The organism is Pseudoduganella sp. GW821-FHT12E03, assembly GCF_058807115.1.
Genome location: NZ_JBXAQJ010000007.1, coordinates 13487 through 29035 on the forward strand (window position 1 = coordinate 13487; position 15549 = coordinate 29035).

General features: G+C 62.4%; 17 protein-coding genes. 7 read left to right on the forward strand and 10 right to left on the reverse strand.

Annotated elements, in window-relative coordinates; all coding sequences use genetic code 11:
• Window positions 1-3 precede the first annotated feature (3 nt).
• From gmhB to AC1RRC_RS18260, 7 genes are all read right to left on the reverse strand, one after another.
• Window positions 4-555: a D-glycero-beta-D-manno-heptose 1,7-bisphosphate 7-phosphatase gene (gene gmhB, locus AC1RRC_RS18230; protein ID WP_493056944.1), complete on the reverse strand. Its 552-nt coding sequence runs from the start codon at window positions 553-555 to the stop codon at window positions 4-6.
• Between the two features lie 13 nt (window positions 556-568).
• On the reverse strand, window positions 569-2674 hold the full coding sequence (gene glyS / locus AC1RRC_RS18235) for a glycine--tRNA ligase subunit beta (protein WP_493056945.1): 2106 nt from the start codon (window positions 2672-2674) through the stop codon (window positions 569-571).
• A 4-nt stretch (window positions 2675-2678) separates the two neighbouring features.
• Window positions 2679-3578, reverse strand: a complete 900-nt coding sequence (glyQ, locus tag AC1RRC_RS18240) for a glycine--tRNA ligase subunit alpha (protein WP_493056946.1) — start codon at window positions 3576-3578, stop codon at window positions 2679-2681.
• Window positions 3579-3667: 89 nt separating this feature from the next.
• Window positions 3668-5242 carry an apolipoprotein N-acyltransferase gene (gene lnt / locus AC1RRC_RS18245; RefSeq protein ID WP_493056947.1) on the reverse strand — a complete coding sequence of 525 codons (1575 nt, stop codon included), beginning with the start codon at window positions 5240-5242 and terminating at the stop codon, window positions 3668-3670.
• On the reverse strand, window positions 5242-6120 hold the full coding sequence (locus AC1RRC_RS18250) for a CorC family transporter (protein ID WP_493056948.1): 879 nt from the start codon (window positions 6118-6120) through the stop codon (window positions 5242-5244). The genes lnt and AC1RRC_RS18250 overlap by 1 nt, the downstream gene beginning before the upstream one ends.
• Window positions 6121-6214: 94 nt before the next feature.
• Entirely contained in the window at window positions 6215-6688 is a 474-nt protein-coding gene (ybeY, locus tag AC1RRC_RS18255) for an rRNA maturation RNase YbeY (protein WP_493056949.1), read from the reverse strand.
• Window positions 6672-7727, reverse strand: a complete 1056-nt coding sequence (locus AC1RRC_RS18260) for a PhoH family protein (RefSeq protein ID WP_493056950.1) — start codon at window positions 7725-7727, stop codon at window positions 6672-6674. Before AC1RRC_RS18260 ends, ybeY begins: the two co-directional genes overlap by 17 nt.
• 210 nt (window positions 7728-7937) lie before the next feature.
• Between AC1RRC_RS18260 and AC1RRC_RS18265 the strand changes: the two genes are divergently transcribed.
• Both AC1RRC_RS18265 and AC1RRC_RS18270 read left to right on the forward strand, forming a co-directional pair.
• Window positions 7938-8240 carry a hypothetical protein gene (locus AC1RRC_RS18265; protein ID WP_493056951.1) on the forward strand — a complete coding sequence of 101 codons (303 nt, stop codon included), beginning with the start codon at window positions 7938-7940 and terminating at the stop codon, window positions 8238-8240.
• Between the two features lie 254 nt (window positions 8241-8494).
• Window positions 8495-8836, forward strand: coding sequence for a hypothetical protein (locus AC1RRC_RS18270; RefSeq protein WP_493056952.1), 342 nt, complete (start codon window positions 8495-8497; stop codon window positions 8834-8836).
• 89 nt (window positions 8837-8925) lie between these two features.
• Here the strand turns inward: AC1RRC_RS18270 and AC1RRC_RS18275 are convergent, their stop codons facing one another.
• Window positions 8926-9762 carry an HDOD domain-containing protein gene (locus AC1RRC_RS18275; protein ID WP_493056953.1) on the reverse strand — a complete coding sequence of 279 codons (837 nt, stop codon included), beginning with the start codon at window positions 9760-9762 and terminating at the stop codon, window positions 8926-8928.
• A 4-nt stretch (window positions 9763-9766) separates the two neighbouring features.
• Window positions 9767-10111, reverse strand: coding sequence for a hypothetical protein (locus AC1RRC_RS18280; RefSeq protein WP_493056954.1), 345 nt, complete (start codon window positions 10109-10111; stop codon window positions 9767-9769).
• Between the two features lie 176 nt (window positions 10112-10287).
• Here AC1RRC_RS18280 and AC1RRC_RS18285 point away from each other — a divergent pair, with 176 nt between their 5' ends.
• The 4 genes from AC1RRC_RS18285 (at window position 10288) to AC1RRC_RS18300 (ending at window position 13181) form a co-directional block, all read left to right on the forward strand.
• On the forward strand, window positions 10288-11874 hold the full coding sequence (locus AC1RRC_RS18285; protein WP_493056955.1) for a sensor histidine kinase: 1587 nt from the start codon (window positions 10288-10290) through the stop codon (window positions 11872-11874).
• An 80-nt stretch (window positions 11875-11954) separates the two neighbouring features.
• On the forward strand, window positions 11955-12503 hold the full coding sequence (locus AC1RRC_RS18290; RefSeq protein ID WP_493056956.1) for a DUF1697 domain-containing protein: 549 nt from the start codon (window positions 11955-11957) through the stop codon (window positions 12501-12503).
• Window positions 12504-12548: 45 nt separating this feature from the next.
• Complete coding sequence (locus AC1RRC_RS18295; protein ID WP_493056957.1) at window positions 12549-12950, forward strand: DUF3224 domain-containing protein; 402 nt, start codon at window positions 12549-12551, stop codon at window positions 12948-12950.
• Between the two features lie 60 nt (window positions 12951-13010).
• On the forward strand, window positions 13011-13181 hold the full coding sequence (locus AC1RRC_RS18300) for a hypothetical protein (RefSeq protein WP_493056958.1): 171 nt from the start codon (window positions 13011-13013) through the stop codon (window positions 13179-13181).
• On the opposite strand, the gene AC1RRC_RS18305 is transcribed toward AC1RRC_RS18300, so the two are convergent.
• Window positions 13178-14032: a LysR family transcriptional regulator gene (locus AC1RRC_RS18305; RefSeq protein WP_493056959.1), complete on the reverse strand. Its 855-nt coding sequence runs from the start codon at window positions 14030-14032 to the stop codon at window positions 13178-13180. The genes AC1RRC_RS18300 and AC1RRC_RS18305 overlap by 4 nt on opposite strands.
• 76 nt (window positions 14033-14108) lie before the next feature.
• Here AC1RRC_RS18305 and AC1RRC_RS18310 point away from each other — a divergent pair, with 76 nt between their 5' ends.
• Window positions 14109-15512, forward strand: a complete 1404-nt coding sequence (locus AC1RRC_RS18310; RefSeq protein ID WP_493056960.1) for an MFS transporter — start codon at window positions 14109-14111, stop codon at window positions 15510-15512.
• Window positions 15513-15549: the final 37 nt, after the last annotated feature.

A 15549-nucleotide genomic window follows, 5' to 3' on the forward strand; every position in this document is an offset into this window, starting at 1 on the left:
AAATCAATTGACCCCGTGAGGGGCTTTCAGCAAGTGGTCGACCGTGGCCGCCAGGTCGGGGAAGACCATGGTGCCGGGCGGCAGGCCGCCCGTTTCATGGGTTTTTTCCCCTTTGCCGGTCAAGACCAGGTACGGCGTGCAGCCGCTGACGAAGCCGGCCTGCAAATCGCGCAGCGAGTCGCCGACGGTCGGTACGCCCTTCAGGCTGACCTGGTAGCGCTTGGCGATTTCCGCGAACATGCCGGGTTTCGGCTTGCGGCAATCGCAATTGTCGGCCGCCGCATGCGGGCAAAAGAAGATCGCTTCGATCTCCGCGCCCGCCTGCTGCGCCAAGGTGTGCAGCTTTTGGTGGATCGCGTTCAGGGTGGCGATATCGAACAATTGACGGGCGATCCCGGACTGGTTCGATGCCACCACCACGCGGTAGCCTGCCTGGTTCAGGCGCGCGATCGCTTCCAGGGACCCCGGCACCGGGATCCACTCGGCGGGCGATTTGATGAAGTCCGGGGAGTCATGGTTGATCACGCCATCCCGGTCCAGGATGATCAACTTCATCGTCACGCCCATGTTACGCCGCCAGCTTGGAAATGTCGGCCACGCGGTTCATCATGCCGTGCAGCGACGACAGCAAGGCCAGGCGGTTGTTGCGCAGCGCAACGTCTTCCGCCATCACCATCACGTCGTTGAAGAAGGCATCGACGTCGTCGCGCAGTTGCGCCAGCGTCTTCAGCGTGCCGGCGAAATCGCCTTTGGCAAAGGCGGCGTCGACTTCCGGCTGCACGCGGGTGATCGCGGCATACAGGTTTTTCTCGGCCGTATCCTGCAGCAGTTCCGCCTTCACGCCGCCGGCCACCTGGGCCAGTGCCTCTTCATTCTTTTTCAGGATGTTGGTGATGCGCTTGTTGGCGCCGGCCAGCGAGGCCGACTCCGGCAAGGCCGCGAAGGCTTGCACGGCTTCCAGGCGCTGCACGATATCGTCCAGACGGTCCGGATTCTGTGCCACCACGGCTTCGATTTCATTCGGCGTGAAGCCGCGCTCGCGCAGGATGCCGCGCAGGCGGTCCAGCATGAAGGCGGTGACGTCGTCCGACGGGTCCTTGAATCCGGCCACGGTACCAAATTGCGCCACGGCGTCGGCCAGCAGGCCGGAAATCGTCAGTGGCAAGCGCTTTTCAATCAGCATGCGCAGCACACCCAGGGCATGGCGGCGCAGTGCGAACGGATCCTTGTCGCCGGTTGGCTGCAGGCCGATGGCCCAGATGCCGACCAGGGTTTCCAGCTTGTCCGCCAGCGCCACGGCCAGGCCGGCGCTTGATGCAGGCAATGCATCGCCGGCAAAGCGCGGCTGGTAGTGTTCACTGGCCGCCAGCGCAACTTCGTCATGCTCGCCATCGTGGCGCGCATAGTAGGTGCCCATGATGCCTTGCAGCTCCGGGAATTCCCCCACCATGTCGGTCAGCAGGTCGGCTTTCGACAGGCGCGCCGCGCGTTCGGCCAAGGCGACATCCGAACCCAGTTTGCCCGCAATGGCGCCGGCCAGCGCGGTGACACGCGCGCTGCGTTCGGCCTGCGTGCCCAGCTTGTTGTGGTAAACCACGTTTTTCAGCATCGGCAGGCGCGATTCCAGGGTTTTCTTCTTGTCTTGCTCGAAGAAGAATTTCGCGTCGGACAGGCGCGGACGCACCACGCGCTCGTTGCCGCCGATGATGGCGGCCGGCGTGCCGGTGGCGATGTTGGACACGATCAGGAAGCGCGAGCGCAGCTTGCCTGCCTTGTCGGTCAGCGCGAAGTATTTCTGGTTGGTCTGCATGGTGAGGATCAGGCATTCCTGCGGCACGGCCAGGAATTCTTCCTCGAAGCGGCATTCATAGACCACCGGCCATTCCACCAGCGACGTGACTTCGTCCAGCAGCGCTTCCGGCATCAACACCAGGTCGTCGCCGGCTTGCGCCAGCAGGGCGGTGCGGATCTGTTCCTTGCGGTCGTCGAAGCCGGCAATGACTTTGGCTTTGTCCGCCAGGGTGGCGGCGTAGGCGTCGGCGTGCTGCACTTCCACCTGGCGCTGGCCCGGCTCGGTCAGGAAGCGGTGGCCATCGGTGATTTTCGCGGCGTGCAATCCCAGCACGGACAGCGGCAGCACGGTCTCGCCATGCAGCGCGATCAGGCTGTGCGCCGGGCGCACGAATTGCACGGTGGCGCCGTCCGGGCGCTGGTAGCTCATGACTTTCGGGATCGGCAGCTTGGCCAGCGCTTCTTCCAGCGCGGCCTGGGCGCCGGTTTCCAGCTTCGAGCCGGGGGCGGTATAGGTGTAGAAGAAGCTCTCGGCCTTGCCGTCCTGGGCGCGTTCCAGGTCCGACACTTGCAGGTCGGGGAAGCCCAGCGCGGCCAGTTTCTTGGCCAGCGGCGCGGTCGGGTTGCCATCCTTGTCCAGCGCGACCGTCACCGGCAGCACTTTTTCACGGATGGATTTGTCCGGCGACATGGCGCGCACGTCGGAGATGGCAACCGCCAGGCGGCGCGGGGTCGCGTAGGTGGTCGCCACGCTGCCGTCTTCCAGGAAGCCGCGTGCCTTCAGGCCGTTGACGATGACCGTGGAAAACGCGGCGCCCAGTTTGGACAGCGCCTTTGGTGGCAATTCTTCGGTCAGCAGTTCGATTAACAGGGTCTGGTTCATATTCTTACTCTTTCGGCAGCATCGGGAATCCGAGGCGTTCGCGGGAATCGTAGTAGGCTTGCGCGACCAGGCGCGACAGGGTGCGCACACGGCCGATATAGGCGGCGCGCTCGGTCACGGAAATGGCGCCACGGGCGTCCAGCATGTTGAAGCTGTGCGACGCTTTCATGATCTGTTCGTAGGCCGGCAAGGTCAGTTGCAGCTCGATCAGGCGCTTGGCTTCGGATTCGTGATTGGCGAATTGCGCGAACAGCAGGTCCGTGTTGGCATGCTCGAAGTTGTAGGTGGATTGCTCCACTTCATTCTGGTGGAACACGTCGCCGTAGGTCAGGCGCTTGGTCTGCCCATTTTCTTCCCATTCGGTCCAGACCAGGTCATAGACGTTTTCCACGCCTTGCAGGTACATGGCCAAACGCTCGATGCCATAGGTGATTTCACCCAGCACCGGTTTGCAGTCGATGCCGCCCACTTGCTGGAAGTAGGTGAATTGCGTGACTTCCATGCCGTTCAGCCAGACTTCCCAGCCCAGGCCCCAGGCGCCCAGGGTCGGGCTTTCCCAGTCGTCTTCGACGAAGCGCACGTCATTCTGTTTCAAGTCCAGGCCCAGCGCCGCCAGGGAACCCAGGTACAGGTCCAGGATATTTTCCGGCGCCGGCTTCAATACCACCTGGTACTGATAGTAGTGCTGCAGGCGGTTCGGATTTTCGCCATAGCGGCCGTCTTTCGGGCGGCGCGATGGCTGCACATAGGCGGCGCGCCATGGCTCCGGGCCAATCGCGCGCAGGAATGTGCCGGTGTGGAAGGTGCCGGCGCCGACTTCCATGTCATAGGGTTGCAGCAGGGCGCAGCCCTGCTTGTCCCAGTAGGATTGCAGCGTCAGGATAATCTGTTGAAAGGTAAGCATCGTGTTTAATCTTTGCGCTGGACGGTTGCGAGCGTTATTGAATCGCCAAAACGGCTAATTTTAGCGGGTTTTGCCGGGGGCGGAAGGGATCAGACCCCCGTTACGTGGTTTTTTGCGGATTTCCGGGCCTCGATCCGGCTCCACCACCAGGCCCCGCCCAGTGCCAGCGCCGCCAGCAACAGGAACAGTTTGTTGGCCATGACGATGTACGGCGTGGCGCCCGCCATGCCCTGCACCGACGCTTTCAGCACGCCGGCCTGGTAATACGGCAGACTCGATGTGATGGCGCCGTGGCTGTCGATCACCACGGTGGCGCCGCTGTTGGTGGCGGCCAGCATCGGGCGGCCGGTTTCCATGGAACGCATCTGCGACATTTGCACGTGCTGCGGGATGGCGATCGATTCGCCATACCACGCCAGCTCCGATACGTTCAGCAGGATGGTGGCGGGGTTGGTATCGGCCGCCAACTGGCCAGCGATTTCTTCGCCAAACACGTTTTCATAGCAGATATTCGGCAATATGCGCTGCGATTTGACCTGGAATGGCGGCTGGATCGCCTTGCCCCGGGTCTGGTCGCCGAGCGGGATTTGCATCAGGTTGGTGAACCAGCGGAAGCCGGGCGGGATGAATTCGCCGAACGGCACCAGGTGATGCTTGTCATAGCGGTAGGTCGGTAAGCCGGATTCCGGCGGGATGCCGATCACGCTGTTGGAATACTGTACCGGGCTGTCCATCAGCGGGATGCCCACCACCAGGTGGCTGCCGGAGCGCTTGGCGAACTGGCCCAGGCCGGGCAGGTAATCAGGCGGCAACTGGTGCGGGAACAGCATGACGGCGGTTTCCGGGGTGGCAATCAAATCCGCCGCTTCGCCGGTGATGGTGGCGTGGTAGCGCCGCAGAGTGGCTTCGGTGTGCGAGGCGTCGAACTTTTGCAGCGGTGGCGTATTGCCCTGGATCAGGCGCACAGAAATCGGCTGGCCCACCGGGGCGGTCCAGTCTACGCCGCGCAGCGCAAAGCCGAGCGCCAGGATGGCCGCCGCCTTGCCCAGCGCGGCCCAGCGCACGCGGTGCATGGCCAGCAGCAGGGCGCCCGCGCACAGCGCGGCCAGCCAGGACACGCCATACACGCCGATCACCGGCGCATAGCCGCCCAGCGGCGAGGCATGGTGGGCATAACCGGAGGCGGCCCACGGGAAGCCGGTAAACAGCCAGCCGCGCACCCATTCGAATACCGCCCACATGGCGGGCAGCACCAGCAAGTTGGCGGCCGGCAGCGGCAGGGCCCAGCGGCGGCGCAGCCACAGCGCCGAATACATGGCCATGCCGGCATACAGGCCCATGCCGGCCGCCAGCAAGGTCACGGCGGCGGCCGACAGCAGCGCCGGTAAGCCGTTGAAGCGGTTCAGCACGATGTACAGCCAGTGGGTATTGGCCAGGCACCAGCCAAAGCCGAAGGCCCAGCCGACCAGCGTGCCGGCTTTGATGGTGTCGGCGCGCAGCACTTGGTAAAACAGCAGCGCCAGGCAAATGAATTGCAGCGGCCACCAGCCAAACGGCGCAAACGAGAACACGCTGGCCGCGCCGGCCAGCGCGGCGATGGCCATGCGGCTGCGGGTAGAGCGGGGAATGGAAATCTCGCCGGGAGCGGCGCGCCTGAAACGCATCAGTCCTGCTCGTCGATCGACGGCGGCAGTTTTTCCACCAGCAGCACGTGGATCTGGCGTGCATCGGCGCGCAAGACTTCAAAGCGCAGATTGTCGATGGCGAATTTGTCGCCCTTGTGGGGCATGCGCGCCAGGTGCTTGACGACGAAACCGCCGATGGTGTCGGCATCTTCATCGGACAGGCTGGTGTCCAGTTCATCGTTGAACTGTTCGATCTCGGTCAGCGCCTTGACTCGCCAGCGCGGACCCTGACGGCCTTCCTTGATCGACAGGATATTGTCTTCTTCCTCGTCGAAGTCGTATTCGTCTTCGATGTCGCCGACGATCTGTTCCAGCACGTCTTCGATCGTGATCAGGCCGGCCACGCCCGAATATTCATCAACCACGATGGCCATGTGGTTGTGGTTGGCGCGGAAGTCGCGCAGCAGCACGTTCAGGCGCTTCGATTCGGGAATGAACACGGCCGGGCGCAGCATGTCGCGCACGTCGAACGATTCTTCCGCGTAGTAGCGCAACAAATCCTTGGCCAGCAGGATGCCGACCACTTTATCGCGTTCGCCTTCGATGGCCGGGAAGCGCGAGTGCGCCGTTTGCAGCACTTCCGGCATCCATTCGTCGATCGGCTTGGAGATGTCGATGACATCCATTTGCGAGCGGGGAATCATGATGTCGCGGGCAGACAAGTCCGATACCTGGAACACGCCTTCAATCATCGACAGCGCATCGGCGTCGATCAGGTTGCGTTCGTGGGCATCGTGCAGGACTTCGAGCAGTTCCGCGCGGTTCTCGGGCTCGGGGGAGATCAGTGCAGTGAGTCGCTCAAACAGCGACCGGTGGGGTTTGGCGTCAGTCTTGACGCCACTAGAGTGCTCTTGCATGGCAGGCGGGTGCCGGTTGTTTCGAAGTGCTATAGCATACACTAAATGCCCCCGCCGGTCCGTAAATGGCATTTCCGCCAAGTATTGTCCTGGACTAGGCTGGTTGCTCCGCGTACGGATCGGCATACCCCAGCCCTTGCAGGATTTCCGTCTCGATCCCTTCCATTTCCTCCGCCTCGTCGTCATCGAGGTGGTCATACCCCTGCGCATGCAGCACGCCGTGCACGATCAGGTGCGCGGTGTGTTCCTCGACCGATTTCTTTTGCTCGGCCGCTTCGCGCTGCAGCACGTCGGTGCACAGGATGATGTCGGCGCGGGTGGGCTCGTCGTCGGCAACTTCCTCGCCCTCGTTGTAGGCGAACGTCAGCACATTGGTGGCGTAATCCTTGCCCCGGTATTCGCGGTTCAATTCCTGGCCTTCCGCCGCATCGACGAAGCGGATTGTCAATTCCGCCGGGGCGAACAGCGCCGCCTTGATCCACTTGCGGACCAAGGGGCGGGTGATGGATTCCTGCAGGCGGGTGTCGGCGTATTGCACCGACAACGTCAATTTATTTTTTTCGGACATGTTTGAGGGCGGGTTTAACAGGGTGCAGCAGGGGCGCGATTTCCGCGCTGGCATTGTGCGCGCTTTCATACGCGTCGACGATACGCGCCACCAATGGGTGGCGCACCACGTCGGCGCTGGTGAATTGCGTGAAGGCGATGCCGCGCACGTCGCGCAGCACGTGGGTCGCGTCGACCAGGCCGCTCTTGGCGTGCTTCGGCAAATCGATCTGGGTGGTGTCGCCGGTCACCACGGCCTTGCTGCCAAAGCCGATCCGAGTCAGGAACATCTTCATTTGTTCGACCGTGGTGTTTTGCGCCTCGTCGAGGATGACGAAAGCGTGGTTCAAGGTGCGGCCGCGCATGTAGGCCAGCGGTGCGATCTCGATGACGCCTTTCTCGAACATTTTCTGGGTGCGGTCGAAGCCCAGCAAATCGTACAGCGCGTCATACAGCGGGCGCAGGTACGGGTCGACTTTCTGCGCCAGGTCGCCCGGCAGGAAGCCCAGGCGTTCGCCCGCTTCCACCGCGGGGCGGGTCAGGATGATGCGCTTGACGGCGTCGCGCTCCAGCGCATCGACCGCGCAAGCCACGGCCAGGTAGGTCTTGCCGGTGCCGGCCGGCCCCAGGCCAAACGAAATGTCGTGGTCGAGGATATTGCGCAGGTATTTGATCTGGTGCGGCGTGCGGCCCCGCAAGTCGCTGCGGCGGGTTTTCAGCACCGGGCTGGTGATGTCCGGTTCATTGAAGGGCGGCTCTTCCTGGTCGGGTTCGATCGGCGGCGCCAGTCCGGCGCGCTGTTCCACCAGCGCCAGTTGCACTTCTTCCACCGGCACGACTTTTTGCGCCACGGCGTAAAACTGTTCAAGGATTTGCACCGCGCGTTCGGCATTGGTGCCGCTGACGATGAACTTTTCACCGCGGCGGAAAATCGTCACATCCAGCGCTGCGGAAATCTGGCGCAGGTTTTCATCGAGCGGACCGCACAGGTGCGCCAGCCGCGAATTGTCGAGCGGCTCGGGGATGAAGTAATGCGGCTGTACGGGAGTCTTGGTTTTCAAAGGAGAAGAGATTTGTGGGGACCCGGCCTGAAGGCCCTGCGCCCATGTGGTCTAAAAGAGTGGGTTATACTGCAAAGCGTTAGTTTAACGTAACCGCGCGGCCACAGCGCCATGCAGGCGGCATTTAGGGAGCATTTTCCCCGCCTGTTAATGTTCTGGCATTGCCTTTCGCGCAAGATGCCCTAGAGTCGAAATATTAAGGAGAGCGCCATGGCCGTCGGATCCGTTTCAGGCGTGGGCAGCAGCCCCGCACAACTCACCAGCGTGGTCAACGACCAGCGCGCCGAGCAGGCGCGCCAGGCCCGCCTCGAGGAACAGCAGCGCACCGACCAGTTGCAGGCGGATGCGACGCAGCAAGCACAGCAAGCCACCGAGGCGCAGCGGGCGGAACAGGCCCGCCAATCGCAGGAAGCGGATAATTCTCGCCAGCAACAGCAAGAATCGCTGCTGGCCAGTCAGACCCTGAGTCCGCTGGCATCGCGTATCGGCCAGAACGTCAACACCACCGCCTGATTTCCGCTTCATCCACGGCGCCGCGTTTCACTATTCGGCGCCGTCATTCCCTCGTAATAATTTCCTGCTGTCCTTTCGTGCGCCACGGAATATTCTCGTGTGTTGAAATGGCATTGTTGCTAAGAATTCTAGCGAATCGTTGATAACTCCCAACTTCCGCTAGTCGCGACTTGGCTGAAACGGGCTGGAGCAAGCATATTATTTGAATTGCAATACCTCCAGAATCTCGACAACTCACTTAGACGAGGACTACCATGGGACACCACGCTTTAGCTTCCCAGGAAAGCTACAATCCAAACCATTTGCTGGACATGCTGCTTGGAAAAATGCAGCTGAAAAATGACGCGGCACTGTCGCGCATGCTGGAAGTGGCGCCGCCAGTCATCAGCAAAATCCGCCATCACCGCTTGCCGGTGGGCGCGTCGTTGCTGATCCGCATGCATGAAGTCACGGGCATGAGCATTCGCGATTTGCGCGACTTGATGGGCGACCGCCGGACCAAGTACCGCTTGTCCGATGCGCAGGGCCGCCCAAAACCAGAAGACCGTCCGCAACAGGAACTGCAGGAAACGGCGGACAGCGGCATGTCGCACTGACACATGGGTTGTCATTGCGATGCGCCGCGCTACCTGGGCCGGTCCAAGGGGGCCGGCCAGTAGCGGATCAGGCATCAGCGGGGCATACCTCAGCTGAGCAGCACCAGTGCAATTTCTTCGTATTGCAATTCCGTTTCACGGAACAGTTGTAAATACACTTCTTCATCCAGGCCCAGCGCGGTCCAGGCCACGGTCGATACCGGTGGCACCAGGCCGTCCGGCATTTGCGCCAGGTCCAGTGCATGGGCAATCGCGTCCGCCACATGAATGATGGCGGATAAAAAGCCCGCTCCCTGGGCTTCCGGCGTATGGTGGTGGGCAATCGCCAGTTTCATCGTATCGGAAAAATTCCAGTGCCCGGCCAGCGCCATGCCGGCTTCCACATGGTCAATCCCCAGCACCGCCCGTTCCGCTTCAATCATGTAGCAATCGTGCTCGTCGCGGTAAGTGACCGCCTTTTCGTAGTCTTTCGGGAAGCAGGCAACCAGCACCAGCCGGCCGATGTCATGCAGCAAGCCGGCCGTGAAGGCGTAATCCTGGTTGAAGCGCATTTGCCGCGCCAACACGCGGGCACAGGCGGCGCTGGCAATCGAGTGGCGCCAGAACGCCTTGTGGTCAAAACCCTTGCATTGCTTTTCCGCGAAACAGCCGGTGACCGCCGCGGCGGTAATCAGGTTGCGCGTGGTCTGGAAACCCAGGAAGGTAATAGCTTGCTGGATGGTCGTGACTTTCACTTGCAAGCCATACAGCGAGGAATTGGCCAGCCGCAGGGTTTTCGCGGTCAGCGCCTGGTCGTGCGAGACCTTTTTTGCCAGCACGGAAATATCCACGTCTTCCTGGTCTATGCTGTTGAGTAACTCCATCACCACGGCGGGCAATGACGGCAAGTCTTCCAGGTTATTAACAATGTCGTCGTATTTCAGCATAGGTTCATTCTTCAGCAGGCAGCGAGCCGAGGCGGTAATCCGTGACAAAGCGGCGCAACAGGGCGGTAGCCCAGTCCTGGTCGCTGTCCGGGTCATTTTTGCGGAACAGGTGATCGAGCCGTTTCAAGTGCCGTTCCTGGCTGGCGGCAACTTCTTCTTCCGTGGGTTCTTCCGGGACCGCTATGGGCAACATGGCAATGCCGTGGCGCGGCATTAGCGTGATCATCGCTTGCGTCAGGACTGTGCCCTGTGGCAACAAAACATGACCCTGCACGTCCAGTAATTCGTCGGACAAGACCATGCCCGGCTCCACCTGGGCCAGCGGCATGTGCTGGTAACTGGCTGTCATTGCGGTCTCCTCAGTCTTTGACCGATCTTACCATCGGGTTTACCGTGTGTCTCGTCGTGTATCTGCAATGCAAGGGCGTGGCGTTGCAGGGGCCCCGCACAGTGTTAAATCTTGCCAAGAAGCTAGGCTTAAAGGTACATTGGGACCTTGCCATTAAATAGGCTCAGGGAGTCGTGATGTTTGGTATTCAGGGTAGGCTGACGTTCCTGTTCGTCGTCATCGTGACGCTGGTCTTGGCGATCTCGGGTACGTACGCACAGTACAGCCTCAGCCATGAACTGGAAACCAGCAACCTGCGCCTGCGCCAGGGCGTCCTGACACGCCTGCAAACCAGCCTGCCGTCCGCGCTGTGGGACCTCGATAAAGCCAAAGTCGATAATATTGTTGCCGCTGAAATGTTGCCGCCGGAATTGGTGGCGATCCGGGTCTACGATACGTCGGTTGGTTTATTTTCCGGCAAATTGCGCAAGGAAGCCGGCGCGATAGTCGCCATCGAACAGGATAGCCAGATCGCCGGAGCGCCGGTGGTGGCCGACCTCGCTTACCGCGATGCCGGCGCGGCAGGCAATGCACCGAAACCCGTGATTGTCGGCCGGGTGGTGGTCAATTTCAGCCGCGCGCAAATCGACGCCACCCTGGCGGCCGAGGTGCGCCGCAAGGTTATTGAAGTCTTGCTGCTGGACTTGATCCTGGTGGCGGCGCTGGCGCTCAGCCTGCGCATCGTCTTCGATCCCCTGAAGCAATTGCGTGACGGATTGCACGACCTGGCCACGCGTGGTTCCGATGAAGTGGGCGAATTGCCGGATAACCGCCGCGATGAACTGGGCGACGTGATCCGCGGCTTCAATGCGATCCAGCGGCGGGTGAAGGCCATCATTGCCCGCACCCGCGAAGCGGAAGATGAAGCGCGGCGCGCGGCCGCCGCCACCGCGAAGGCCATGGCGGATTTGCAGCGCACGCAAGAGTCGCTGCTGCAGGCCGAGCGCCTGGCCTCGCTGGGCAGCCTGGTGGCGGGGGTGGCGCATGAAATCAATACGCCGGTCGGAATTGCGCTGACATCCGCGTCGATCCTGATGGAAGCCACGGAGAAAGTACACAAGTCCGTGGCCGATGGGGCCATTAAAAAGTCTGATATTTTGAAGTACCTGGAAACCGCCGAGGAAAGCACGCGGCTGATCATGAACAATGCGTACCGCGCCGCGCACTTGATCCACAGCTTCAAGCAAATTGCCGTGGACCAGGTCAGCGAAGCGCGGCGCCGGTTTGAATTGCGTGAATATATCGGCGAAGTGGTGTCCAGCCTGCAACCCAAGCTGAAAAAGACCCATATCCAGGTCGATATCGAATGCCCGTCTGATATCGTGCTCGACAGTTACCCGGGAGCGCTGGCGCAAGTCATCACGAACCTGACCCTGAATTGCGTCGAACACGCGTTCGATCCGGACACCGAAGGCCATATCGGTATCAACGTTAAAGCGGAAGGCGACTCGATTGAAATGCAGGTGGTCGACAACGGAAAAGGCATTCCGCCCGACATGCTGGACAAGGTGTTCGACCCGTTCGTCACAACACGGCGCGGCCAGGGCGGCACCGGCCTGGGCTTAAATATCGTCTTCAATTTGATCGCCAAGCAATTTGCCGGCACCATTTCCGTCACCAGCGTGCTGGGCGAAGGCGCCAGTTTCGTGTTGCGCATTCCCCGCGTGACACCGTCCGAGGGCGACCATCCCGAACCGCATGCGGATGCCCGCCTGCATGCCTGATCCGCGCCGCGGCCCAAGCGGCGCGCCACCCCCATGCCATCTGCCGCATACTTACCGCTCGTAACATCAGGAGAATCAGTATGGGGACACGCAGACAGATAGCATTGCTGCGAGGAATTAACGTTGGCCGCGCCAAGCGCGTGGCCATGGCGGACTTGCGGGCGCTGCTCACCGGGCTGGGATTTACCGGCGTCAAGACGCTGCTCAATAGTGGCAACGTCGTCTATGACTGCCCCCAGGCGCGCACGGCCGATGCCGCCACGGAAATCGAAGAAGCCCTGGTTTTAAAGTTGGGCGTGGCATCCAGGGTCACCGTGCTGGACGCCGAGCAACTGGCGCATGTGGTGGAAGATAACAGCTTGCATGGCGTGGCCGGCGATCCGTCGCGTCTGCTGGTGGCGGTCTTGAACAATCCGGCGGACCGGACCTTGCTGGCGCCGCTCGCCAACCAGCACTGGGAACCGGAAGCGTTTGCGCTGGGCCGCTGGGCCGCCTACCTGTGGTGTGCGGACGGCGTGCTGGCCAGCCGGGTGGCGGCCGCCATGGGAAAATTGCTGGGCGATGGCGTGACCACCCGCAACTGGAGCACCATCAGTAAACTGCATGCGATTGCCTGCGAACCTGCCTGATCCAGCCGGATCTGCATCAACCTGTTTTCATTCACGGAGCCTGCCATGCCTGTCATTACTGGAGAATTCGACGTCACCATGGCGCCGGAGCGGATGTCGGTCGGCGCGTCCGGCTTCGGCCTGGGCCGCATGGTGCTGGACAAGCGTTACCACGGCGCGCTGGCGGCCAGCGGCAATGGCGAAATGCTGAGCTTTATGGGTTCGCGCCCGAACTCGGCCGGCTATGTCGCGATGGAGCGGGTCGAGGGCGTGCTGGACGGCCTGAAAGGCGGCTTTACGCTGCAGCACAACGGCATCATGGACCGTGGCACCCCCAGCCTCAGTGTGCTGGTGGTGCCGGATTCCGGTAGCGGCGACTTGACGGGGCTCAGTGGTAAACTGGACATACGCATAGAAGACGGCAAGCACTATTACACGTTTGACTATGTGCTGGCGCCGATTGCCTAGCGTTGCGGGGGCACGCAGCAATGGCGCGTAGTTTAATTGCTGCGTGACAATGTCAGGCCCATGAATAACGATTTCCTCAAAGGCGTACTGATCCTCGTCGGACTGTTCCTGGCGGTCACGGTTGGCAGTATCGCGCTGACCGAGAATGGCTGGCAAAAGGTCGGCTGTGCCGGCCGCGCCATCGCCAGCGGCGTGGCGCTCAGCAATGTTTCCAGCGTGTGCGGCTTTTAAAAACAGGCGGCAAATGCCGTGCGCGCCGGGTGGTGCAACACATCGCCGCGCCATACCAGCAGGGTTTGCACGCGGGCGATGTGGTCCGGCAACGGATGCATGGCCACCGTGCCACGATAGTCCCGTAACTGCATGATTTCCCTGGGCATCACGGCGACGCCCATGCCGGCCGCCACGCAGCCGATAATCGCTTCGAAGGTGCCGAATTCCGAGACCCGCGCCAGCGGCACATTGTTTTCCGCAAACCACGTTTCCAGCCGCCGCCGGTAAGCGCATCCGCTGCGGAAGGCCAGCATCGCGCGCCGCGCCACGTCGTGCGGCGACGTCACGGGCGGATGGGCATGGCCCGTCAACAGCACCAGTTCTTCTTCAAACACCACCTGTTGCGCCAGTTCCTCGCGCTCGACGGGCGCGGCCACCAGCGCCACATCGAGTTTATGGTTCAGCACGCTCTGGATCAGGGGATCGGTGGGCGCCGTGTCCAGCTGCAAATCCACGTCTGGATAGGCGCCGTGGAAGGCCGCCAGCACTGTCGGCAGCCGTGCAGCCGCCGTGGTTTCCATCGCGCCGATGCGCAGCACACCGGCCGGTTGGCCCGCGCCGGCCACGGCGGCTTGCGCTTCTTCCGCCAGGTGCAACAATCGGTCCGCATAAGAAAGTAAGCGCTCACCCTCGGTGGTGATCAGCATGCGCCGCCCTGACCGGTGGAACAGCGCCACGCCGAGGCCTTCTTCGAGCTGGCTCAGCCGTGCCGAGACATTCGATTGCACCCGATGCAGCCGGGCCGCGGCTTGCGTCACGCTGCCTTCTTCCGCCACGGCCTTAAAAATCCGCAATGCCGACAAATCCATAGTGTTCTCTATTTGAGATGGTTTTAATCAGTATTATTCATTTTATGGGATGAGTAAAGGCGGCTACAGTGACGCTATGAAAACCGCACACATTGCCCCGTCATCCGCGCCGTCGCCGCTGATTTTGCTGGCCTGCAGTTTTGCCTTCGTCATCGTCCAGCTCGACGTCACCATCGTCAATGTCGCGCTGCCGCGCATTGCCGCCGAACTCGATGCCCACGTGGCGCAACTGCAATGGGTGGTCGATGCGTACACCCTGGGCTTTGCCGTGTTCCTGCTGTCGGCCGGCGTGCTGGGCGACCAATCCGGGGCGCGCCGTATCTTCCTGGGCGGCTTTGCCCTGTTCACCCTGGCGTCGCTGGCATGCGCGCTGGCGCCGACCGTCATGGCCTTGAACCTGGCCCGCGCGGTGCAGGGCGTGGGCGCCGCCTTGCTGGTGCCCAGCTCGCTGGCGATCCTGAACGCCGCCTACGGCCATGACAAGGCCTTGCTGGCCAAGGCGGTGGGCTGGTGGACGGCGGCCGGCGGCGTCTCGATTGCCGCCGGGCCCGTGCTGGGCGCGGCCTTGCTGGAACTGGCGGGCTGGCGCAGCATCTTCTGGGTCAACCTGCCGCTGTGTCTCACGGGGTTCTGGCTGACCGTGCGCTGCGTGGCCGATGGCGCGGGCAAGGACCTGCGGCGCGCCTTCGACTGGCCGGGTCAGTTGCTGGCCATCGTGACGCTGGTTGCCTTTGTCGGCGCCGTGATCGAAGTGCATGCGCTGGGCGTGCAGCACCCGCTGGTGCTGGGCTGCTTCGTGCTGGCCGCCGTGGCGGGCGCGCTGTTTGTGCTGGTGGAGTCGCGCAGCACGGCGCCGATGTTGCCGCTGCCGCTGTTTGCCAGCGGCGCGTTTTGCCGCGCGGTGGTATTCGGCGTACTGGTGAACTTTGCGTATTACGGCGTGGTGTTCATCTTCAGCCTGTACTTGCAGCAATTGCGCGGCATGACGGCGATGCAGGCCGGTGTGGTGTTCCTGCCGCTGACCGGCACCTTCATCCTGTCGAACCTGGCCAGTGGCAAGGTGGTGGCGCGTTACGGCACCCGCGTACCGATGATCGCCGGCGCGCTGATTGCCGCCGCCGGTTATGCCTGGCTGGCGCTGGCCGGGATCGGCGCGGAGGCGCCGGTGGCGGCCATGGTGCCCGGGCTGGTGCTGATCCCGGCCGGCATGGGACTGGCGGTGCCGCCCATGACGACGTCGGTCTTGTCGGCGGTGGACGCGCGCATGGCGGGTACCGCGTCCGGCGTGTTGAATGCCGCGAGGCAAGTAGGCGGCGCGCTGGGTGTGGCGGCGTATGGTGCGCTGGCGGCATCGCCGGTGGCGCTGGACGCCATCGCCGGCACGCGCCATGCCGTGCTGGTGTCCGCCGCGTTGCTGCTGGCCGCCGCCGCACTGGCGGCGGGACCGGCGGCGTTGCTGCGCGCGGCGCGCCAGCCCTAAAGCAGGATTGCCGGATGCCGGCATACGTCAGTTGACG